The sequence below is a fragment of the Mesorhizobium sp. M1307 genome (genome assembly GCF_040318155.1).
Classification (GTDB): Bacteria; Pseudomonadota; Alphaproteobacteria; order Rhizobiales; family Rhizobiaceae; genus Mesorhizobium.
In genome coordinates, this window is the sequence record NZ_JAMYLR010000062.1 from 1 (window position 1) to 22,823 (window position 22,823).

General features: G+C 64.3%; 18 protein-coding genes. 8 read left to right on the forward strand and 10 right to left on the reverse strand.

What is annotated here, in order from left to right:
- Window positions 1–274: 274 nt before the first annotated feature.
- From NKH16_RS32475 to NKH16_RS32490, 4 genes are all read right to left on the reverse strand, one after another.
- On the reverse strand, window positions 275–1,807 hold the full coding sequence (locus NKH16_RS32475) for a YifB family Mg chelatase-like AAA ATPase (RefSeq protein ID WP_352749623.1): 1,533 nt from the start codon (window positions 1,805–1,807) through the stop codon (window positions 275–277).
- Between the two features lie 163 nt (window positions 1,808–1,970).
- Window positions 1,971–2,912, reverse strand: a complete 942-nt coding sequence (gene gshB, locus NKH16_RS32480; protein WP_352903551.1) for a glutathione synthase — start codon at window positions 2,910–2,912, stop codon at window positions 1,971–1,973.
- Between the two features lie 217 nt (window positions 2,913–3,129).
- A complete protein-coding gene (locus NKH16_RS32485) occupies window positions 3,130–3,504 on the reverse strand; it encodes a GtrA family protein (protein WP_352472815.1) in 375 nt (124 codons plus the stop codon).
- Window positions 3,505–3,512: 8 nt separating this feature from the next.
- Window positions 3,513–4,520, reverse strand: a complete 1,008-nt coding sequence (locus NKH16_RS32490) for a glycosyltransferase (protein WP_352472814.1) — start codon at window positions 4,518–4,520, stop codon at window positions 3,513–3,515.
- Window positions 4,521–4,649: 129 nt separating this feature from the next.
- Here NKH16_RS32490 and NKH16_RS32495 point away from each other — a divergent pair, with 129 nt between their 5' ends.
- The 6 genes from NKH16_RS32495 (at window position 4,650) to NKH16_RS32520 (ending at window position 11,142) form a co-directional block, all read left to right on the forward strand.
- Window positions 4,650–6,452 (forward strand): GtrA family protein, encoded by a 1,803-nt coding sequence (locus NKH16_RS32495; protein WP_352903553.1) that lies wholly within the window; start codon window positions 4,650–4,652, stop codon window positions 6,450–6,452.
- 131 nt (window positions 6,453–6,583) lie between these two features.
- Window positions 6,584–7,351 (forward strand): SDR family NAD(P)-dependent oxidoreductase, encoded by a 768-nt coding sequence (locus NKH16_RS32500; RefSeq protein ID WP_352903555.1) that lies wholly within the window; start codon window positions 6,584–6,586, stop codon window positions 7,349–7,351.
- Window positions 7,351–8,301, forward strand: coding sequence for a 2-dehydro-3-deoxygalactonokinase (locus tag NKH16_RS32505; RefSeq protein ID WP_502911775.1), 951 nt, complete (start codon window positions 7,351–7,353; stop codon window positions 8,299–8,301). Before NKH16_RS32500 ends, NKH16_RS32505 begins: the two co-directional genes overlap by 1 nt.
- Window positions 8,298–8,936: a 2-dehydro-3-deoxy-6-phosphogalactonate aldolase gene (locus NKH16_RS32510; protein ID WP_352903559.1), complete on the forward strand. Its 639-nt coding sequence runs from the start codon at window positions 8,298–8,300 to the stop codon at window positions 8,934–8,936. The genes NKH16_RS32505 and NKH16_RS32510 overlap by 4 nt, the downstream gene beginning before the upstream one ends.
- Window positions 8,936–9,817, forward strand: a complete 882-nt coding sequence (locus tag NKH16_RS32515) for an SMP-30/gluconolactonase/LRE family protein (protein ID WP_352903561.1) — start codon at window positions 8,936–8,938, stop codon at window positions 9,815–9,817. The genes NKH16_RS32510 and NKH16_RS32515 overlap by 1 nt, the downstream gene beginning before the upstream one ends.
- A gap of 266 nt (window positions 9,818–10,083) precedes the next feature.
- On the forward strand, window positions 10,084–11,142 hold the full coding sequence (locus tag NKH16_RS32520; RefSeq protein WP_352903563.1) for a D-alanine--D-alanine ligase family protein: 1,059 nt from the start codon (window positions 10,084–10,086) through the stop codon (window positions 11,140–11,142).
- Here NKH16_RS32520 and NKH16_RS32525 read toward each other — a convergent pair.
- The 6 genes from NKH16_RS32525 to dnaK all read right to left on the reverse strand — a co-directional run bounded on the left by NKH16_RS32525 (window position 11,139) and on the right by dnaK (window position 16,947).
- Window positions 11,139–11,426 (reverse strand): DUF1330 domain-containing protein, encoded by a 288-nt coding sequence (locus NKH16_RS32525; RefSeq protein WP_352539832.1) that lies wholly within the window; start codon window positions 11,424–11,426, stop codon window positions 11,139–11,141. The genes NKH16_RS32520 and NKH16_RS32525 overlap by 4 nt on opposite strands.
- 170 nt (window positions 11,427–11,596) lie before the next feature.
- Window positions 11,597–12,310, reverse strand: coding sequence for an orotidine-5'-phosphate decarboxylase (gene pyrF / locus NKH16_RS32530; RefSeq protein ID WP_352903565.1), 714 nt, complete (start codon window positions 12,308–12,310; stop codon window positions 11,597–11,599).
- Window positions 12,307–12,903 (reverse strand): NADPH-dependent FMN reductase, encoded by a 597-nt coding sequence (locus tag NKH16_RS32535; RefSeq protein WP_352457268.1) that lies wholly within the window; start codon window positions 12,901–12,903, stop codon window positions 12,307–12,309. The genes pyrF and NKH16_RS32535 overlap by 4 nt, the downstream gene beginning before the upstream one ends.
- Window positions 12,904–12,963: 60 nt before the next feature.
- A complete protein-coding gene (pmtA, locus tag NKH16_RS32540) occupies window positions 12,964–13,569 on the reverse strand; it encodes a phospholipid N-methyltransferase PmtA (RefSeq protein ID WP_023679853.1) in 606 nt (201 codons plus the stop codon).
- A gap of 117 nt (window positions 13,570–13,686) precedes the next feature.
- The gene (dnaJ, locus tag NKH16_RS32545) at window positions 13,687–14,817 is read right to left on the reverse strand and encodes a molecular chaperone DnaJ (RefSeq protein ID WP_023679852.1); all 1,131 of its coding nucleotides are present in this window, start codon (window positions 14,815–14,817) and stop codon (window positions 13,687–13,689) included.
- 213 nt (window positions 14,818–15,030) lie between these two features.
- Complete coding sequence (gene dnaK, locus NKH16_RS32550) at window positions 15,031–16,947, reverse strand: molecular chaperone DnaK (protein WP_023679851.1); 1,917 nt, start codon at window positions 16,945–16,947, stop codon at window positions 15,031–15,033.
- 570 nt (window positions 16,948–17,517) lie between these two features.
- Between dnaK and NKH16_RS32555 the strand changes: the two genes are divergently transcribed.
- Entirely contained in the window at window positions 17,518–19,479 is a 1,962-nt protein-coding gene (locus NKH16_RS32555; RefSeq protein WP_352903567.1) for a hypothetical protein, read from the forward strand.
- 10 nt (window positions 19,480–19,489) lie between these two features.
- Window positions 19,490–22,823, forward strand: a 3,334-nt coding sequence (locus NKH16_RS32560) for a DUF7929 domain-containing protein (RefSeq protein ID WP_352903569.1), incomplete at its 3' end; no start/stop codon positions are given.

Below are 22,823 nucleotides of genomic sequence, written 5' to 3' on the forward strand. Positions count from 1 at the left end.
AGCCATCGCATCAAGAAATGCGCCTGGAACGACGACTATCTCATCAATGCCATCACTCATATGCGATAGCCCTGCCCTTGAGGGGAGGGTGGCCCGAAGGGCCGGGTGGGGTCGCCAACGCAGTGCGCCAACCCAATTCTGACGGTGCGCCTTAGGAGGAGCATCGCAACGCTCCGCACCTCGGTCGGTTTCGAAATGCGACAGGCCGAGCGTCTCACCGGCGACCCCACCCGGCCGCTTCGCGGCCACCCTCCCCTCAAGGGGGAGGGGAACGTCACGCCGCCTGTGCCATCCGTTCCGAGCTCATGCGGTAGGAAATCGCTTCGGCCAGATGGATGCGGCCGACCGTCTCGCTGGTCTCGAGATCGGCCAGGGTCCGCGCCACCTTCAAGACGCGGTGATAAGCTCGTGCGGAAAAGCCGAGCTTTTCGCTGGCATCCCTCAGCAGCGACAGGCCGGCGGCGTCGGGCATGGCGATCTCCTCGATGACTGACGGCGAGCAATGCGCGTTGGTGGTGGCGGAGGTCGCGCCGAGCCGCTCGAAGCGCTCTCGCTGGATCGTACGGGCGCGGGCAACACGTAGTGCGACGGCGGCACTTTTCTCCGCCCGGTCCGGCCGGATCAGATCGCTGGCCGAGACCGCCGGCACCTCGATCCTGAGATCGATACGGTCGAGCAGCGGGCCGGAAATGCGCGCCTGGTAGTCGGTGCGGCAGCGATCGCCGCGCAGGCAGCGATAGCCCGGCTCGCCGGCCATGCCGCAACGGCACGGGTTCATCGCCGCGACCAGCTGGATACGCGCCGGATAGGTGACGCGATGATTGGCGCGCGCAATCATGCAGTCGCCGGTCTCGAGCGGCTGGCGCAGTGCATCGAGCGCCTGCGGCGAGAATTCGGGAAATTCGTCGAGGAACAGCACGCCGTGATGGGCAAGCGAAGCCTCGCCCGGCCGCACGCGCAACCCGCCGCCGACCATCGCCGCCATCGAGGCCGAATGATGCGGCGCGCGGAACGGCCGCCGGTCGGTGAGTTTTCCTTCGCCGAGTTCGCCGGCCACCGAGGCGATCATCGAGACTTCGAGCAATTCCCTGGGCGCCAGCGGCGGTAGGATCGACGGCAGCCGCTGCGCCAGCATCGACTTTCCCGACCCCGGCGGTCCGACCATCAAAAGATTGTGGCCGCCGGCGGCCGCCACCTCCAGCGCCCGCTTGGCGGTCTCCTGGCCCTTGATGTCGGCAAGGTCGGGCAGGTCGCGCGCCGCGGCATGGATGCCGGCTTCCGGCCGTGACAGAACCTGCGTGCCGCGAAAATGATTGGCGATGGCGATCAGGCTGCGCGGCGCCAATATGTCGAAGTCCTTGCCGGCCCAGGCCGCTTCCGGCCCGCAGGCGAACGGGCAGATCAAGCCCTTGCCTTCGGCGTTGGCACCGATTGCCGCCGGCAGCGCGCCAGCCACCGCGGCGATGGTTCCGTCGAGCGACAATTCGCCAAGCACGACATAGCCGGCCAGCATGTCGCCCGGAATGGCGCCGAGCGCCGCCATCAGCCCGAGGGCGATCGGCAGATCGTAGTGGCTGCCTTCCTTGGGCAGGTCGGCCGGCGCCAGATTGACGGTGACCTTCTTCGACGGCATCGACAGGCCGGATGCATGCAGCGCTGCCTGCACCCGCTCGCGGCTTTCGGCTACAGCCTTGTCGGCCAGCCCGACGATGTGCATGTTGACCTTGCCCGGCGCGATCATCACCTGCACGTCGACCGGCACGGCCTCGATGCCCTGGAAAGCAACCGTGCGAACCCGCGCCACCATGTCTTCACCCCGGATGCAGGCTTTTGCCCCAAGCCTTTGCGATCATGCCGCGAACGGCGTCACCCGAGACAACCACAGATTTCCGGCGAAGGCAAGAACATTTGGGGAACAGCTGAGCGCAACGGCGGCAATGGTTTGCAACGCGGCCGCTCGCGAAGCGAGGCTAGTTGCGCTTCTCCTCCACGGCATCCCAGAACAGGCTGGCGATGTCGGCGCCGCCGAAGCGCTGCACTTCGCGTATGCCCGTCGGTGAGGTCACGTTGATCTCGGTCATGTAGTCGCCGATGACGTCGATGCCGACGAGGATGAAGCCGCGCTCTTTCAGCGCGGGGCCGATGCGGGCGCAGATCTCGCGTTCGCGTTCCGTCAATTCGGTCTTTTCGGCGCGGCCGCCGACATGCATGTTGGAGCGCGAATCATGCTCGGCCGGCACGCGGTTGATGGCGCCGACAGGCTCGCCGTCAATCAGGATGATGCGCTTGTCGCCAGCCCGCACCTCCTTGAGGTAGCGCTGCACGATGTAGGGTTCGCGGAACATCTGGCCGAACATTTCGAGCAGCGAGGCGAGGTTGCGGTCGGCCTCGTGCAGGTGAAAGATGCCGGCGCCGCCATTGCCGTAGAGCGGCTTGACGATGATATCGCCGAACTCCTTGCGAAAGGCGGCGACCTCGAGCGGGTCCTTGGTGATCAGCGTGTCCGGCATCAGGTCGGGAAATTCGGTGACGAAGATCTTTTCCGGGCTGTTGCGCACCCAGGCCGGGTCGTTGACCACCAGCGTCTTCGGATGGATGCGCTCGAGGATATGCGTGGTGGTGATGTAGTTCATGTCGAAGGGCGGATCCTGCCGCAAAAGGATGACGTCCATCTCCCCAAGATCGGTGCGCACCTTCTCGCCCAGCGAATAATGGTTGCCCTTCTCGTCGCGGACCTGCATCGCCTCGATACGGGCAAACACCTTGCCTTCGCGCAGCGACAGCCGGTCGGGCGTGTAGTGGAACAGCTGGTGGCCGCGCCGCTGCGCTTCCAGCGACAGCGCAAACGACGTGTCGCCGGCAATCGACACGGTAGAGATGTGGTCCATCTGGACGGCGACTTTCAGGGGCATGGGTGCTCTCCGGCGCAGTTGCAACGAACGTGCGTCCACCTGGACGCACATACGCTCCAACACTTTGAATCCATGCATCGCGCTTTCCGAAAATCGATTCCGATTTTTCGGGCCGATGCATCGACGAGAGCGATATAAGGAAATCGGCGGCCTCTGCCAATCGGCCAAGGTCATGATGAGGCTGCGCTTCTGGCGCAGACCCCAATGCGATGTGCGTTCAGCGGTCGAAGACCAGCTTGGAATAGCCGAGGAAGGACAGCGCCATGGCAACCAGCGAGGCGACCGCAAGGGCGACGAGCGGCGGCACCATCGGCAGCGCGAACAGCATGGCGCAATAGACGAGATAATTGACGAGGCTGGTGGCGATGCCGACGCCGCCATAGCGTGCGCCCTCTTGCGCGACGCCGCGGCTGGAAGGCGAGAAGGTCAGATGGCGATTGATCAGCCAGGTGACGGACAAGGCAAAACCGATCGAGATGATGCGAGCCGCGAAGGGGCCAAGCGGCGCTATCGCCAACACCAGCCAAAGCGCCGCCGCGTCGGCGACGAAGCCGATGCCGCCGGCGACAATGAAGCGGGCGAGGCGTCCCATTTACGGCTCTAAGCCGCCCGCGGGGTCTTGCGCGGTCCGGTCTTCAAAGTCGCGAGCGCACTTGCGCGTTCGCGTTCGACGCGGCCGGAAGGCATCGACAGATAGAAGATGCGCTTCTGTTCGGCCCGGCCGCGCGACACCGAATCGAGGATCACGCCGGTCACCGCCGCCAGCATCGACAGCAGCAGCAGGCCGACCGACAGAACCCAGGTCGGCATGCGCGGCACAAGCCCGGTTTCGGCGAACTCGATCAGCACCGGCGCCATCAGAAACAGGCTTGATGCCAGGAAGAACACCGAAAAAGCGCCGAAGAAACGCAGCGGCTGCGTCTCCTTCATCAGCATGGCGAACATCCACAGGATCTTCGCGCCGTCGCGAAAGGTCGACAGCTTCGACGAGGAGCCTTCCGGCCGGCGGCCATAGTCGAGCCCGATCTCGCTGACCGGCAATTTGAGCTGCGAGGCGTGCACCGACATTTCGGTCTCGATCTCGAAACCGCCGGAAACGGCGGGAAAACTCTTGACGAAGCGCCTGGTGAAGGCGCGGTAACCCGAGAAGATATCGGTAAAGTCCGAGCCGAACAAACGTTTGTAGAGGCTGTTGAAGATGCGGTTGCCGAAGGCGTGGCCTGTCCTGCCGGCATCGTTGGCGACGCCGCGCCTGGTGCCCACCACCATGTCGGAGCGCTCGGTCAGCAGCGTGTTGATCAGTTGCGGCGCGTCCTCCGGCGCATAGGTGCCGTCGCCGTCGGCCATCAGGTAGATGTCGGCCTCGATGTCGGCGAACATGCGGCGCACGACATTGCCTTTGCCCTGGCGCGGCTCGCGCACCACGATGGCGCCGGCGGCGCGGGCTCGGAGCGCCGTCAGGTCGCGCGAATTGTTGTCGTAGACATAGATCGCGGCGGCAGGCAGCGTTTCGCGAAAGCGCCGCACCACTTCGCCGATCGTCAGCTCTTCATTGTAGCAAGGCAGGAGCACGGCGATGCTCGGCTCATGGCGCACTTCTTGTGGCATATTCGTCTCCGGATGCCCTGTGAGGCCCCTGACCGCTCAAGCGCCGGCCTCGCTCGGGCGGCTTTACTATTTATTGAAGCTGTTAAGGCTAGGTTTAAACCGCCCCGTATTCCTTCCAAAGGTCCCGATATGAGCACAGCCGACGATGGCGCCTCCATTTGGAGGTCCGATATCGCGCTGGCGCTGCTTGCCACGGTGCTGGCGCTTGCCGTCAATGCCTTTGTCGGCTTCCCGGCACTGACCAATGCCGGCGGCGACAACGACAATCTGCTGCGCCTCGTCGAAGTTCGCGACATGCTGGCCGGCCAAAGGTGGTTCGATCTCCACCAGTACAGGATGGGCCTGGAAGGCGGTTTCGTCATGCATTGGTCGCGGCTGGTCGATGCGCCGATCGCGGCCATCATCATGGCCGTATCGGCCCTGACCGGCAGCGCGGCCTTTGCCGAGAATGTTGCGCAAGTGCTGTGGCCGGCGCTGCTCTTTTGCCTGACCGTGTTTTTCACCGCTCGCGCCGTACGCAGCTTTGCCGGTGACAGCGCCGTGCTGCCCGCTGTCGTGATCGGCGCTGCCGCACTGTATTTCCTCGGCATTTTTTCGCCTGGCGCGCTCGATCACCACAATGTCCAGCTGATGCTGAGCATGGCCAGCCTGAGCCTGTTGCTTGAAGCGCCAACGCGCAGGCCGGCGGCATTGCTCTCCGGCCTGTGCGCCGGATTGATGCTGGCCGTCGGCATGGAGACCGCGCCTTATGTGGCCACCATCGGCGCCTCCGTTGCCATGCTGTTTGCCCTCGGCGCCAATGGCGAGAGGCTGATCGCCAGGGATTTCGGCCTCGGCTTTGCCGGCGTCTCCGCCCTCGTCTTTGTCGTCACCATTCCGTGGTCCGCCTGGGGTCAGGCGCAATGCGACGCCTTCTCGACCGTGCAGTTCGTCGTCGCGGCGATTGCCGGAACCGGCCTTGCGGCGATAGCGTCGGTCGAGCCCGCCGGCCGCACACGCCAATGGCGCATCGCCTCACTTGGCCTGCTTGCCCTGCTATTGGGCGCTGTCGTCGTCTTGTTGTTCCCACAATGCCTGGGAGCGCCCTATGCCAACCTCGATCCGCGCCTCAAGGAGCTATGGCTTGATCACATCGACGAGGCGCAATCGCTGTTCAAGCTGCTCGCTGAAGATCCGGCTGGGGTGGTGGCGCGCTATGCCACGCCGCTCATCGCGCTCGTGCTGATGGCGCTTCGCCTTGGCCGTGGCGGCTGGCGGCGGCAGGACAGCCTTGTCGGCGCGCTGCTTGCCGTGGCCTTCATCGTCAGCGCCTGGCAGGTGCGCGGTTCGACATTCTCGATCGCCTTCGCTGTCATCCCGCTTGCCGCCTGGATTGCCAAATGGCGTCAACGGGCCGAGGCCAGCGCGTCGCGCGGTGTGGCGCTGCGCATGGCTGCCGTCTGGCTGGTTTCGGTGAATGCGGTCTGGACTGGGGCTGCCGCGGCGACCTCGGTAGCCTTCGACGACAGCAACACCACGGCGGATAATGGCGACGGCGCCGATGTCGCTTGCCAGCGCATGGCCTCCTTTGCGGCGCTTGGCCGCCTGCCAGGCACCACCATACTGGCAATTTCCAATCTCGGATCGCCGATCCTGGCCTATTCCGGACATCACGTCTTCGCCGGGCCCTACCATCGCAACGTCGCCGGCAACCTGCTGGCGCTCGATGCCTTCCTTGGGTCCGATGCCGATGCCAGGACCATCCTGGCGGATCATCACGTCGGCCTCGTCGCGCTGTGCCCCGGCAGCGCCGAAAGCAAGCTCCTCGCAGCCAAGGCGCCGGCAGGTTTTCTTGCCGGGTTGATGCGCGGCAGCGTGCCGGAATGGCTTGAGCCGGTTGCCGGGACCAGTGGAGCCGCCGTTGAATTGTACCGCGTGCGGCCGGACAGCTGATCGATCGGCGGCCATGCGGCCTTTTGTCGGACATAAGTCCTGACAATCCACTCTTTCGCCCTTGCCCGCCCCACATGGCTCGATAGGATGCGCGCCGGCCGACCGAGATCATTGGACCGGGAGAGAATTTCATGATGCCATCGGCACGCTTTGCCGACCTCGAAGGCGCTTCGGTGCTGATCACCGGCGGCGGTTCCGGCATTGGTGCTGCCTTGACCGAAGGTTTTGTCCGCCAGGGGGCAAAGGTCGCCTTCATCGATATCGCCGACCGTCCGAGCCTGGCGCTGGCCGATCGGTTAGACAAGGAGCTCGGCCGGCGGCCCCTCTATCTCAAGACCGACATACGCGACATCGAGGCATTGCGGCTATCGGCGGCTAAAGCTGCAGAGGCGCATGGCGACGTGACGGTGCTGGTCAACAACGCCGCGCAGGATGACCGCCATGCCGTGGAAGACGTCACGGTGGAGTTCTGGGACAACAATCATGCCATCAACCTGCGCCCGCATTTCTTCAGCGCACAGGCGGTGGCGCCGGGCATGAAGCGGGCCGGTGGCGGCTCGATCATCAATTTCACCTCGACCTCGTTTCTCATCAACCATCCCGACATGCCGGCCTATACCGCCGCCAAGGCCGGCATCGTCGGCCTCACCAAGGGTCTTGCCGGCAAGCTCGGCGTCGACGGCATTCGCGTCAACGCGATCGCGCCCGGCTGGGTGATCACCGAGCGGCAGAGAAAGCTCTGGGTCACCGAAGAAGCGCTCGCCGCTCATGTCGCCAAACAGTGCATCAAAGAGGTGATGCAGCCGGAAGACATTATCGGCACTGTGCTGTTCCTGGCGTCGGATGCCTCACGCATGCTGACCGCGCAGATGCTGATCGTCGATGGGGGGTTCCTGTGATCTCATCGAGCAAAGCAGCTTCCGTCGCGGCCGTCGACTGGGGCACCACCCGCATGAGGGTCTGGCTGCTCGACGGCACCGGCAAGGTTCTCGCCGAGCGGCGCGGCGATGACGGGCTGATCACCGCCCAGGCTAAAGGATTTTCGTCCATTCTCGAAGGGCATCTGGCTGCACTGGGCGCAGCCGAGGCGCTGCCGGTCATCATTTGCGGCATGGCCGGTTCGCGCCAGGGCTGGCTGGAGGCGCCCTATGTCAGCGTGCCGGCGCCGATCGGCGCTATTCTCGCCGGCGCTGCCCGCATCCCCGGCCAGCGCCGCGACATCCGCATCGTGCCTGGCCTTGCCCAGCGTCTGGCCGACGCCCCGGATGTCATGCGCGGCGAGGAGACGCAGCTTGCCGGCGCCGGTTTGCCGGCAAAGGGACGCCATCTCGTCTGCATGCCTGGCACCCATTCGAAATGGGTGCTGGTCGAGGACGGCTCTGTTGCCGGTTTCGGCACCTGGCCGACCGGCGAGCTGTTTTCGGTGCTGGCCGCGCACTCGATCCTGCGCCATTCGCTGGGCGAGCCGCCGAAGCCGGTTGCCGCCGAAAATCCATTTTTCCGGGAGTGGTGCCTGAAGGCGTTGGCCGAAGGCGGTGACATCGGTTCAAGACTGTTCTCGATCCGCGCCGCCAGCCTGCTGCAGGATCTGAAGCCCGAGGATGCCGCCGCGTGCCTGTCCGGCCTGCTGATCGGCGGCGAGATCGCTTCGGCAAATCGCCGTTATGGGGCGAGTACCGTGCCCGTCGTGCTGATCGCGTCGGGCGCACTCGGCAAGCTCTATGCCGACGCCCTCGGCCTTGCCGGGCTCGCGGTCAGGGTGGTCGACGCCGACGAGGCGGTGCGTGCCGGTCTTGCCGAAGCCGCGCGCGAAAATGGCATGATCGCTGGAAATGGAGTTGCCGCATGACCGAAACCGCGCCTTTTCCAAAGCTCGAGCGAGGTCTGGTCGCCATCCTGCGTGGCCTCAAGCCAAGCGAGGCGGTGGCGATCGGCCAGGCGATCTTCGGCGCCGGTATCGAAGCGATCGAGGTGCCGCTCAACTCGCCCGATCCTTACGCCTCCATCGCCAGCATTGTCGGAGCGCTTCCTCCAACAGCCTTGGTCGGTGCCGGCACGGTGCTCAGCGCCGCCGATGTCGACGGCCTGCACAAGGCCGGCGGGCGGCTGCTGGTCAGCCCCAATATCGATGCCGAGGTCATGGGCCGTGCCATGCACTACGGCATGGTGACGATGCCCGGCGTGTTCACGCCGACCGAGGCATTTCAAGCAATCCGGCTCGGCGCCTCGGCATTGAAATTCTTCCCGGCGAGCGTGCTTGGCGCGGCAGGCATTTCGGCGATGCGCGCGGTGCTGCCGGCCAGCGTGCTGGTCGGCGCGGTCGGCGGCGTTTCGGATAAGGATTTTCCCGGCTACAAGGCAGCCGGCGTCAGCGTCTTCGGTCTTGGCTCCAGCCTGTTCAAGCCGGGCATGAGCGTCGACGAAGTGGCAGCGCGAGCGAAAGCCGCAGTTCAGGCCTGGGACGCGGCGTTTGGAGTGGCATGATGAGCGAGACCATTGTTTCGGTTTTTTCCGACCATGTCTGCCAACTCGGCGAGGGACCAAGCTATGACCCTGCCACCGACACGCTCTACTGGTTCGACATCGTCAACGGCCAGCTCCTCGAACAGCGCCTGTCGGGCGGTGCCGTCAAAATCCACGAGCTCGGTCAGATGGCCAGCGCCATCTGCATCATCGACGACCAACGCCAGCTGATCGCCACCGAGACCGGTCTGCATGTCCGCGACGTCGCGACCGGCAAGCTGACGCTGCACACGCCGATCGAGGCCGACAATGCGGTCACCCGCTCGAACGATTCACGCGTTCACCCTTGCGGCGCCCTCTGGGTCGGCACCATGGGCAAGGGCGAGGAGAAGGCCGCCGGTTCGATCTACTGGTTCTTCAAGGGCGAGCTGCGCCGGCTCTATGCCGACGTCACGGTGCCCAATTCGATCTGCTTTTCCGAGGATGGGACGATCGCCTATTACACCGACACCAGCACCGGGCTGTTGATGCGCGTCGGCTGCGATCCGGTGACCGGACTGCCGGTTGGCGAACCGAAGGTCTTCGTCGACCACCGTTCGGCCAAGGGCTATATCGATGGTTCGGTGCTCGACCGTGACGGCATATTGTGGAACGCCTGCTGGGGCGGCAGCGTCGTCGAAGCCTATGGATCCGACGGCAAGCTTATCCGATCGGTGGCGATGCCGGCGACGCAGCCGTCCTGTCCAGCTTTCGTCGGCAGGAACGCCGACCGGCTGGCGGTCACCTCCGCCTGGTCGGGCAAGAGCGAGAAGCAGCGCCTGCTCGACCCGCAAGCCGGCATGACATTCATGCTCGACATTCCAGTCAATGGTCGCTTCGAGCCACGTGTGCTGATTGGCTGACCATGATCCCGAAAGTGGGAACCGCTTTCGGAAAAGGTCATGGTCAAACAGGAAGATGGCGCCGTTGCTGTCGTGCAGGCGTCCAGCTGACGTCGGTTCCGCGAAAGCCGAATGCATTCGCCGTGCGATGCTAGAACGCTTCATCGTTTCGCGGGAACGCTGAACCGCTCTATCTCTTTGTTTTGACGCAATTCCGGACGGAAACCGTTTCACACTTTTCCTGGAATTGCTTTAGGCAATCGTGCTGCCGGGAAATCGTTTCGATCATGTCAAGCCGCGAGCCGAAGCTGATCCTTGTCTACGAGCCGGAAAAGGCCTGCTTCGATCGGCTGGTCGCCGATAACCACGTGCCGGAGCGTGCCGCCGAAATCGCCTCCTATCTGGCGCAATCGACCGACATCGCTGCTGAATTCGACGCACTTGCCGCCGCTTGCCAGAAGCGCGGCCTGTCGTTTGCGCCGGTGGCGCTCGACGACGCCGCAAGCGTTCTCGCCGGCGAGGACCCGAAGACCACGCTGGTCTGGACGCTGACCGACGGCGTCGCCTATTTCCGCGGCGGCGCCGCACCGGCTCTGGCACGGCTGAATGGCCTCAAGACGATCGGCGCCGACGATGCGCTGTTCGCGCTCTGTCAGGACAAGTTCCGGTCCGGCGCCGTGCTCGGCGCGCTTGGCCTGCCGGTGCCGCAGGCGGGCCTTGCCCGTGACGGCGCCTGGCTGGTCGCGCCACCGGCCTCGCCCGCCGGCTGGTTCGTCAAGCCGAACCGGCTCGGCGCCAAGATCGGCATCTGGCCGGATTCGCACTGCCACGATCTCGGCCACGCGCTGGCGCTTAGCCGGCGCGTCTTCGCCGCCTATCGCGACGATGTCATCGTCCAGCCCTATGTCGCCGGCCGCAACGCGCGCGCCAGTTTTCTCGGATTGAGGCCGGATACCGGCGTCGAGGCGCTGGGCATCGCCTTTGTCGATTCGGGCGGCGATTTCCAGACCATGCAGGACAGCCTGACGCTTTACGGCGATGCCGGCGCAGCGGCGAAAGCTGCGGGAAAATATACCGAGCCGGTGCTGCTGCCGGTCGCCGGCAGCCAGCCTGAAGCCGACGCAAGAATCCGTCGCATCGCCGAACGCCTGATGGTCGGGCTTGGCCTGCGGGATGTGTTTTCCATCGATTTCCGGGTCGAAGCCGACGACAGCGTCCACCTCATCGAGTTCGAGGTCTGCCCCGGCCTGCCCTGCTTCGATTTCCGCGATTACTGTCGCCAGCAATGGGGCTTGAGCCTCGCCGACGCGATGGCGGAGGCAGCGGCGAACCGGCTTCTCGCCTAAATCCCCTCGACCAGCACGATTTCACCGTCGGCCACCTTCTGGCGGATCGCGACGGCGCGCTGGTATTCGGGCGAGTGGTAGCAGTCATGCGCCGCCGCAAGCGACGGAAACTCGATGATCACGTTGCGGTCGCGGCCCGGCCCCTCGGCCTTCTCATGCGCGCCGCCGCGCGCCAGGAACTTGGCGCCGAAGCGGTCGAAGGCCGGTTTGGCAGCTGCGACATAGTCCTTGTAGCCTTCCGCATCGCGCACGTCGACGCGAGCGATCCAGTATCCCTTGGGCATGGTATTTCTCCTGGTTTTTGGCCGTGCGCGGACCGATTTTGAAAGTCGCTCCGGTGAGATGGCTGGGGGTGTTTTCGAGAACCGGAGCGGAGCGCACTTAAAGTACATGAGCACCGGAAGCGGAGAAAACGCCGTCAGACGGCTGCTGGAGCCAGTTTCGGAATTGGTCCTCAGGCCGAGCGCATTTCATCGAGGATCGCTTCCGCCGCCGCCCGCCTGTCGGCCACTCCGACGATCGGCCGGCCGATGACGAGATGGCTGGAGCCGTTGCGGATCGCCTGCGCCGGCGTCACCACCCGTTTCTGGTCGCCATGGTCGCTGCCCTTCGGCCGGATTCCCGGCGTCACCACGGCCAGGTCGGGGCCGACGATGCGGCGCACCGCCTCAGCTTCCTCGGCCGAGCAGACGATGCCGCCCATGCCGGCATGCAGCGCCTGCTCGGAGCGCCTCAGCACCAGTGTATGCGGATCATACTCATAGCCGGCGTCGATCACGTCCTGTTCGTCCATCGAGGTCAGCACGGTGACCCCGAGTAGGCAAAGGTCGCTGCCCCTGGCAGCCTCGACCGCCGCCTTCATCGTCTTCGGATAGGCATGGATGGTCAGCATGCTCATGCCCATCCTGGCGATGTTTTCGACCCCCTTGGCCACGGTGTTGTCGATGTCGAGCAGCTTCATGTCGAGAAAGATCCTGGTGCCGCCGCTGGCCAGCTCGCGGGCGAAGTCGAGCCCGCCGGCAAAGGCGAGCTGGTAACCGATCTTGTAGAAGGAGACGATCCCGTCGAGCTCGCGCACCGCTTTCTCGGCTTCCTTCAGCGTCGGCAGGTCGAGGCCGACGATCAGCCTTTCCTGCATCGTGTCGGCATGCGCGGCGTCCGGGATCATGCCTCGATCCGCGTCGACAGCATGCGCGAGGTTTCGATCAGCGTTCGGCATAGGTGCTCCATCGATTGGCGTAGCCTCTCGTCCCTGAACTTGCCCTCGTCGTCGAAGGCGTAGCCGCCCTCCGGCACCGAGCATTCCGGTGTCACCACCTCCATCCGGCAGCGTACCAGAACGGCGCGCAGATGGTTGATGCAGCGTATCCCGCCGAAGGGTCCGTTGGAAGACGAGCAGAGGCCGGCGACCTTGCCGGCAAGTGGCCTGAACGTCCGGCCGCCATCCTTGCGCAGCTGGCTCACCCAGTCGATGCTGTTCTTGAGCAACGGTGGAATGGAGCCGTTATATTCGGGCGTCGCGATCAGCAGCCCGTCATGGGCGGCGATCATCCGGCCGAGCTTGACGGCGTTTTCGGGAATGCCTTCGTCCTTTTCCAAATCCTGGTCGAGGATCGGCAGCGGATAGTCGGCGAGCGAGATGCGGGTCACCTCGGCGCCCTGCATGGCAAGTTCCTTCTGTGCCACGTCGGCGGTCCTGCCGCTATAGGCGCCGCTGCGCACCGAACCGGCGACGACGAGAATTTTCGGGATCACAGCCATGGGTCTGCCTTGTCACCCGATGGGTATAAGACAAGTGCTATTCAAACCCAACGTTTCAATTCATGCGGCCCCGCGTCGGTAGATCCAAAGCTGCGTCGGCGGAATGTTGCGGATGACGAAATGGAAATGCTCGACCGTATAGTCGCCGCGGCCCGGCGGGATCGGCGACAGCGGCCCGTAAGTCAGCTGCACGATCGGCCGGCCCGCCGGGATACGGTCGAGCAGGCTCTCGACATAGGCGATGCGCTGGGCGACAGGGAAATTGAGCAGCGGCACGCCCGATATCACAGAATCGAAGATCAGGTCGCGCTTGTCGCCGAGCGTCGCGTCGAGATTGAAGGCGTCGCCCTCGATGACGTTGACGCCTGGATAAAGCTGGCGCAGATGGCGCACGAAATCAGTGGAATATTCGACCGCGTAGAGATTCTCAGGCTTAATGCCCTGGGCGAGGATGGCGCGTGTGATGACGCCTGTACCGGGCCCGACCTCGAGCACCGGCAGGCCGGATGTCGGATCGACGATCGAGGCCATCTTGCCTGCGGTGATGGAACTGGTCGGGACGATCGAACCGACCGCCTTCGGCTTGTCGATCCAGCCCTTGAAGAACTTCAGCTCGTCGTCGAACTTTTCCGCCAGCGTCTTTCGCAGTCCGGGACTACGCGTCATTGAAAGTCCTCCTCAACGCTCCCTCGCATGCTACTTAGCAGTTACGAGGTGCAAGACAAGGCGAATCCCCGGATAAGGTGTTGATGACGCTCGGGAAGCGTTTTCCAGGGATCAGCTTCAGTGCTCGCCGAACGTTTCGAAAAAGTCTTTCATGCGGGCGAAAAATCCGCTCGACTGAGGCGAATTGTCCTTTGAGGAAAGCTGCTCGAATTCCTCCAGCAATTCGCGCTGACGGCGCGAAAGGTTCTGCGGCGTCTCAACCACGGTCTGGATGTAGAGGTCGCCGATATTAGGCTGGCGCAGCACAGGCATGCCCTTGCCCTTGAGGCGGAACTGGCGACCGTTCTGGGTGCCTTCCGGCACCTTCACCTTCGTCTGGGTACCGTCCAGTGTCGTCACCTCGAACGAGCCGCCAAGCGCTGCTGTCGTCATCGAGATCGGCACCTTGCAATAAAGATCGGCCCCGTCGCGCTGGAAGAATTCGTGCGGCTTGACCGCGAGGAAGATGTAGAGATCGCCCGACGGGCCGCCGCGCAGGCCAGCCTCGCCCTCATTGGCCAGCCGGATGCGGGTGCCATCCTCGATGCCGGCAGGGATGTTTACCGACAGCGAGCGCTCCTCGGTGACACGGCCTTGGCCGGCGCATTTCGGGCACGGATCCTTGATGGTCTGGCCGCGCCCCTGGCATTGCGGGCAGGTGCGCTCGATCGAGAAGAAGCCTTGCGTGGCGCGCACCTTGCCGTGGCCGTTGCACATCGAGCAGGTGACGGGCTGGGTGCCAGGCTTGGCGCCGCTGCCCGAGCATTCCGAGCAGGAAATCGAGGCTGGCACCCGAATCTGCGCGGTCTTGCCGGAAAATGCCTCTTCCAGCGTAATTTCCATATTGTAGCGCAGGTCGGCGCCGCGCTCGCGTCCGCCGGACGAGCGGCGCTGGCGCCCGCCCATCATGTCGCCGAAAATGTCTTCGAAAATGTCGGCGAAGCCGCCGGCGCCAAAGCCTTGCGCCCCGCCATTCATACCGCCGTGCTCGAAGGCGGCGTGGCCGAAGCGATCATAGGCGGCGCGCTTCTGCGGGTCCTTCAGTGTCTCGTAGGCTTCGTTGATTTCCTTGAACTTGTGCTCGCAGGCATGGTCGCCTGGGTTGCGGTCGGGATGGAACTGCATGGCGAGCTTGCGAAAAGCGCTCTTGAGCTCCTTCTCGTCGGCGCCCTTTTGCACGCCTAGCGTTTCGTAAAAATCAGCTTTCATGTTTTCCCGCAGTCCGGATAGTCAACGTCTTGAAGCATCGTTGCGTCGTTTGCCGGCACGCTGTTCCGATTTAGGTGTGATGGAGCCGCGATGCCAGTGTCTACGAGGCTTTGTCCGCATTTTTTCGGGCAGCTCAGCGTTTTTCCGGCAAAGGGTTGCAAAAAAGCCCGGCTGTGCGCCGGGCTTTTTCCCTTACCTGTACCGTCAGGCGGTTCAGGCCGACTTCTTCTTCTCGTCGTCTTCGTCGATTTCCTCGAAGTCGGCATCGACGACGTCACTGTCCTTGGCGGCATCAGCCTTGGCGTCGGCCTCGGCGGCTTCCTTCTGCGAAGCCTCGTACATGGCCTGGCCGAGCTTCATCGAGACTTCGGCGAGCGTCTGCGTCTTGGCCTCGATCTCGGTCACATCGTCGCCTTCGGCAGCGGTCTTCAGCGCCGCGATCGCATCGGCGATCGCCGTGCGGTCGGCCTCGGAAACCTTCTCGCCGTATTCCTTCAGAGATTTCTCCGAGGAATGCACCAGCGCCTCGGCCTGGTTGCGGGCCTCGACCAGCGCGCGCCGCTTCTTGTCGGCTTCGGCATTGGCCTCGGCGTCCTTGACCATCTTCTCGATGTCGGCGTCCGAAAGGCCGCCGGACGCCTGGATGCGGATCTGGTGCTCCTTGCCGGTGCCCTTGTCCTTGGCCGAGACGTTGACGATGCCGTTGGCGTCGATGTCGAAGGTGACCTCGATCTGCGGCACGCCGCGCGGCGCAGGTGGGATGCCGACCAGATCGAACTGGCCGAGCGCCTTGTTGTCGGCGGCCATTTCACGCTCGCCCTGGAAGACGCGTATGGTCACCGCCGACTGCGAATCCTCGGCCGTGGAGAACACCTGGCTCTTCTTTGTCGGAATCGTCGTGTTGCGTTCGATCAGCCGCGTGAACACGCCGCCCAGCGTCTCGATGCCGAGCGACAACGGCGTCACGTCGAGCAGCAGCACGTCCTTGACGTCGCCCTGCAGCACGCCGGCCTGGATAGCGGCGCCCAACGCGACGACCTCATCCGGGTTGACGCCCTTGTGCGGCTCCTTGCCGAAGAACTGCTTCACGATCTCCTGGATCTTGGGCATACGGGTCATGCCGCCGACCAGGACGACTTCGTCGATTTCGCCGGCCTTCAGGCCGGCATCCTTGAGCGCCGCCTTGCAAGGATCGATCGTGCGCTGGACGAGATCCTCGACCAGGCTCTCGAACTTCGCCCGCGTCAGCTTCAGCGTCAGGTGCTTGGGGCCGGTGGCATCGGCGGTGATGAAGGGCAGGTTGATCTCGGTCTGCGTGGTGGACGACAGCTCGATCTTGGCCTTTTCAGCCGCTTCCTTGAGGCGCTGAAGGGCGAGCTTGTCGTTCCGCAGGTCGATGCCCTGTTCCTTCTTGAACTCGGCCGCCAGATATTCGACCAGACGCATGTCGAAATCCTCGCCGCCGAGGAAGGTGTCGCCATTGGTCGACTTCACCTCGAACACGCCGTCGCCGATTTCGAGCACCGAAATATCGAACGTGCCGCCGCCAAGGTCATAGACGGCAATCGTCTTGCCTTCCTTCTTGTCCAGTCCATAGGCAAGCGCTGCCGCCGTCGGCTCGTTGATGATGCGCAGCACTTCGAGGCCGGCGATCTTGCCGGCATCCTTGGTCGCCTGGCGCTGGGCGTCATTGAAATAGGCCGGAACGGTGATGACCGCCTTCTCGACCTTCTCGCCGAGATAGGCCTCCGCCGTTTCCTTCATCTTCTGCAGGATCATCGCCGAGATCTGGCTAGGCGACTGCTTCTTGCCGCCGGCCTCGACCCAGGCGTCGCCATTGTCGCCCTTGACGATCTTGTAGGGGACAAGCTTCTTGTCCTTCTCCGTCACCGGATCGTCGTAGCGGCGGCCGATCAGGCGCTTGACCGCGAAAATGGTGTTCTCAGGATTGGTGACCGCCTGGCGCTTGGCCGGCTGGCCGACAAGGCGCTCGCCGTCGCTGTTGATGGCGACGATGGAAGGAGTCGTGCGCGCGCCTTCCGCATTCTCGATGACCTTGGATTCCTTGCCGTCCATGATGGCCACACAGGAGTTGGTTGTTCCCAGATCGATACCGATTACTTTTGCCATTTCTCTAATCTCTCCGCTAAGCAGGCTCTCAGGACCCGTACAGGCGTTCCGACGAAAGCCCCTGTTCACAAGAAATTCCGCTCCGGCAACCGGCATTCGGCGCTGGACGGCTTGGCGCGTATATAAGAACAGGCTGCGTGGCGCGCAAGCATTCTGCGCAAGGCGTTCACCATTCATCGCGGTTGATCGGATTCGGGACCGGCACGCCCGTATTTTCCGGCCGTGATCCAGCCCGGTCCGGCCCGGCCCATGAACCTTTCCGCCTCACCTCGCGACTGACGCTCAGGTGCCGCGTGGTGCGGCCCCGGAAAGGAAAGCCCCATGACCACAGATCCAGAGGCTCCATGGTCTCCGGGAACAGCAGGAGCTCAGCGCGACTATCGCCTTCGGGACCGGGTCGATGCGCTGGGCTTTTCGCCGGTTCCGTTGACCCTGCGCGGACGCAGGCGTATCGTGACGTTGAGGAAAGCAGACAATTCGATCAGGGATGAACGTGCCGGAACGCCGCGCCTTGCCCTGATTTGCGCGCCGGGATCGGATGTTTCTCCCATGACCTGTGGGGGGAGATCCATGTCTTGCGACCACCGCGCGTTCGTGCGCTCTCGTGCCGGCCGTTTGCGCCGCGCCATCCAGGCTGCCACCGGAATGTCGATCTTGGCGCTCGCCACTGGGCTCTGGCTCGGTGGCTCGGCCCAGGCTCAGGAAACCCGGATCATCTATCCCGGCTCGATGGCAATGACCGGATTCTCCGGCACCATCATTCCCAATTTCGAGGAAGGCCTGCCGCCGGGCGTCGATCCCGTCGACGAAACCTTCATCGACACGGCGCGCGCGACCTTGCGCATCTTCGACGTCTCAAGGCTGGGCGGGCCGGCGTCTGGCCAATTGGTCTTCACCCCGCCACCGTTCGAGGTCACGGCCGGGCAAATCGGCCAGGTGTTCGGCATCACCTACGACGACGGCGTGCGCGACGGCGTTCCATCGGCCATTCCAAACCTCTATGCCGGCGCCACGTCGCTGCACGGCATCCGCATAGTCACGCCAGACGGCGACGCCGACGGCCGGCCGGAGCGGCAGCGCCGCGGCACGGCTGACGCGGTCTTCATGGACGGCCAGTTCGGCACCGAAAACGGCGGCGGCCCCGGAACGATCTGGAAAATCGACGGCATCACCGGCGCCGTCTCGAAATTCGCCGATATCGACGCCAATAGCGGTCCCGGCATCGGCGACGTCACTTTCGACAATATCCACCGCCAGTTCTTCGCCAGCGATCTCGACACCGGCCTCATCCACCGCATCGACGCCAATGGCGCGCTGCTCGACGCGTTCGACCACGGTATAGCCGGCCGCCCGGCGCACGGGCTTGCCGCCCTTGCCGACGACGGCTCGGTGATTGACATCCAGGGTGCTGCCTTCGACAGCGAGGACCCCGACAGCTGGGGCTACACGCAGGACGAGCGCCGCGTCTGGTCGGTCGCCTATCGTGGCAGCCGGCTCTATTATTCGGTCGGTGATAAGGCGGAGATCTGGTCGGTGGGCGTTGCCGGCGACGGCAGTTTCGCCGGCGACCCGCGCTGGGAACTGACGGTCAAGGCCGACAAGGATTACGCGGTCACCGACATCGCCTTCGACAACGAGGGCTTCATGTACCTGGCCCAGCGCGGCCCGGTGGAGAACCGCTACGACTACAGCCAGTTCGCCGATTCCGGCAAGGGTGAGGTCATCCGCTATTGGCGCGAAAATCCGGACGATCCGGCGACGGAATCGGCCTGGGTGGAAGTGCCGCAGGAATATGCGGTCGGCTTCCCGCAAGACAACCGACAGTCGGCCGGCGGCCTCGACCTGCAATATGGCTACGATGCCGAAGGCAATCTCGATACCGGCGTCTGCACCGACACGCTGGTCGATACCGGCGACAAGTTACGCGACAACCCGGAGCTTGCCGAACAACTCGCAGCCGGCGGGCCGCTCGCCGTGCACGGCGTGCAAATCACGCCGACGGCACTGGCCAAGCCGGCCAACATGCCGCCTTTCGGCTCGTGGTTCGTCGACTTCGACAATTATTTCGAAGACCCGGAAGTCGAAGGCCATGTCGGCGACGTCGAGGTCTGGCGCCCCTGCGAAGGCCGTGCCGGCTATTACGAGCAGGTGCCTGGCGGCTATCTGCCACCGTTCTATCCGCCGGACTTTCCGCCCCCCGGCAATCTGCCTCCTTGCCTCGATGTCGAGGATGTCAGGTATTTCTGCACGCCCTCCGGCCTCGAGGCCGATCTCTATCTCCATGACCATGCCGGCTTTGGCGGCGATTCGATCAGGGCTCTGTCCAGGACCCCTGGCGTCGGGGTGACTTCACCTCTGTCGCATGCGCCCGGCGCGCCATACACGATCGGCATCACCGGCCATTACCCTGGCGATACGGTCGATGTCGGGCTCTGCTTCTACAGGCAGTCCGATACCGACAAGGGTGGCTACTACCCTTGCTGCAAGATGACCTTGCCGCTCAGAACCCCAGCCGTCAGCTGCGAACCGTGAGGAGGGGAAGATGAGCAATCTCGCATTTTTCCCGCCTGCGACAAGCAGCCAATCAACCGGCAAACAATCATTCGTCATGGAGACCATCATGAAACCCCTGTCACTCGCCAGGCGCGGCGTGCGCTGGCTGATGGCGGCCGGTATCGCGGTCGCCATGCTGAGTCCGCTGCAAGGCTTCGCTGAAGACCTTGCTCCGGCCAAGACCAAGCCTGCCGATGCGGTCACTGTCATTCCCGATACCAGGCTCGATTTCGACAATCCTCGCACCGTCAATCCGGAGCCGGGCCGGATCGTGCCCTTGTTCACCAAGAAAGGCACCCAGAGAGGCTGCGACTATGTCGTATACTCGCTGAGCTTTGGCTTGCGCGGCAATCCGCAGGGTCTTGCCAGCCCCGGCCTCGCCGCCGTGCTGAAAAAGGTCAGGCTCGATTTCAGGGACCAGCTCCCGCACGGCCTGCGCATCGTCGGCGTGCATGTGACCGGCGACGGCACCGATGCGTCCGGCGGACCGCTGCCCGGTGCTGTGATCAGCAGTTCGGCTGGCCCGGACGATACCGCGACGGTGTCCGATTTCCGGATTTCCGCCAGCGATCTCGACGGCATCGGCGCTGCGAACGAGCGCGTCATCACGTTCCAGATCACCGCCAAGATCGACCATGCGGCGTTTCCGTCGCCGACGATCGTTCACAACCAGGGCGTGGTCAAGGTGAGCCGCGAACGCGGCGCCGGCATCGAAATCCCGTCGCAGGACCCGGGCAAGCCGGACGACGGCAATTATCTCACGGGTGCAAAGACGTCGATCAAGATCGACGTCACCAGGTGCAACCCGCCGCCTCCACCTCCCGGCAAGGAATGCTTCAAGGTGGAGCGCGGCACGGTCGATTGCGTGCCCGGCGGCGGCGCCTTCATCTACCACATGCCGGTCGGCCCAGAGATGGCTGGCAAATGGGTGCAGCTTTCGACGACGACACCCGGCATCACCATCATTCCCGACACGCAATTGGTGCCGGCCGGCGGCGGTGTGCTCAATTGGAAGATCGTCGGCGCTTCACCCGGCGACGTCATCCACATCATCGTCACCGGTATCGAAACCTATGCCGGCCCGAGGGAGGGCTGGGGCCTGTGCTGCACGCAGACCATCGATATCGTCATCCCGCGTGATCAGCGCTGCCCGCCGAAGGACAAGGAACCGGATCTGAAAGTCGAAAAGCGCGCCGACGTGCAACGTTGCACGATCGGCGGCGGCTGCGACTTCACCATCAGGGTCACCAATGTCGGCGATGCACCCTACCACGGCAAGATCGTGCTCGACGAAGTCACCCTGCCGGCCGGCTCCACCCTCGATTCAGGGCCGAACCCGCCTTGGGTCTGCGCGCCTGGAACCACCCCGATGATTTGCACTCATCCGGTGACTACGCTCAATCCGGGTGCCTCTGTCGACCTCAAGCTCGGCTTCAAGCCGGCCGCAGGCTGGCGAGGCAGCGTCTTGCGCAACTGCGCCACTTACGATTATGCCAGCGGCAAGCCGCTTTTCGGCAGCCAGCAAGACGATCGCGGCTGTGCTTCGATCCCGGTCTGCCGGCGTGGCGATCGTGACCGCGACTGCCGGCCGCCGGTGGAGAAGAAGGTCGACCTGATCCTGAAGAAGCGCGCCCGCACCGAATTCTGTTCGGCCGATGGCGTCTGCACCTTCGTGGTCGACATAATCAACAATGGCAGCGTCCCCTATAATGGGCCGCTGACGGTCGTCGATACCTATCGGGGCGGCGCGCCGGCATCCTCGACCTTCGGCCCGACGCCGCCATGGACATGCGGACCGAACGGTCCCGGCAAGTTCCGCTGCAACAATGCCGGCATCGTGCTGTTGCCTGGCGCCTCGACGCCGATCTTCGTCAGGGCGGTGATGCCGGCCAACTACCGGCCCGACCGTGTCGAGAACTGCGCCGAGGTGAAGGCTATTCCCGGTGAGAACGACATCACCAACAACAGGGCGTGCGCCAAGGAACGCATCCATCATCCGAATGGCGGCCAGCCGGCCCTGCGCATCACCAAGGTGTGCAATGGTTCGCTGGCCGGTGCTGCGGTCGTTTCCTGCCGCATTACCGTCATCAGCCTCGGCACCACTGCCCCGACCGGTCCGGTACGGGTCAACGATGCCGCGACGCTGATAGCCAGCGGAGCGCCGGTCCAGATCCAGACCGTCACCCCAGACGGCGCGGAATGGACTTGCGGACCGGTTCCGGCCAACACACTGTCCTGCCAGATTCCCGGCGCCGTCATGACGCCTGGAACCAGCCGCTATTTCGACGTGACGGTTGCCGCGAACGGCGAATTCGAGAACTGCGCACGCGGCTCCTACGGCCCGGCTCCGGGAGACGACATCGTCTATCCGATCGGCCAGGCCTGCGCCAAGGGCGGCGGCGCCTCGACCATCCGCGTCGAGAAGACCGGTGATGCCGAGTGCAAGCCCGGCCAGCCCTGCTCGTTCGAGATCACCATCACGAACGATGGCGCGAGCGCCTTCTCCGGCCCGGTTCGCATCGGCGATGCGATCGGCGTCGAAGGCCTCGGCCGGCTGGAGGGCGTTGCGATCACCTCGATCGATCCGCCCTTCGGCTGCTCGCCGGAGCCGGCAATCTTGCCTGTGTCCTGCATCGCTCAACTGACGCTCGGCGCCGGGGAAAGCCACGTTCACAACGTGACCCTGGTGCTTCCCGACGACGGTCGCCTGGCAAATCTGCAGGGCACTGTCAATGGTCAGAACTGCGTCGGCGTGCTCTCTCCCGACACGCCGGTGCAAGGCGGCGGCGACGTGTTGTCCCGCGGCGCGGCCAACGTGCAGGGCGATCACGGCAAGGCCTATGCCTGTCATCCCTTCACCATCAGGAATGAGGTGAAGAAGGAATGCTCGGCAGGCTTCGTCATGAACGACGCCGGCAACTGCGTCTGCCCGCCCGGCACGACCTTCCGCAACGGCCAATGCTCGTCCGGCGGCGGCACGGTCATCGTGCCGAAGCCAAAACCTTGCGTTCTGCTCAAAGGCCAGATCCGTACCGAAGACGGACGCTGCGTCTGCCCGCACGGAACCGAACTGGAGAACGGCGCTTGCGTGGGGAAAGAGCCGAAGCCCGAGCAGTGCACCATCCGTGGCCAGATCCACGACGCTGCCGGCGATTGCGTCTGCCCGCGGGGCACGGAAGTCAGGGGTAGTGCCTGCCGGCCAATCCAGCCGAAGCCGGAGCAGTGCACCATCCGCGGTCAGATCCACGACGCCGGTGGCGATTGCGTCTGCCCGCGGGGTACGGAAGTCAGGGGCAATGCCTGCCGGCCAATCCAGCCGAAGC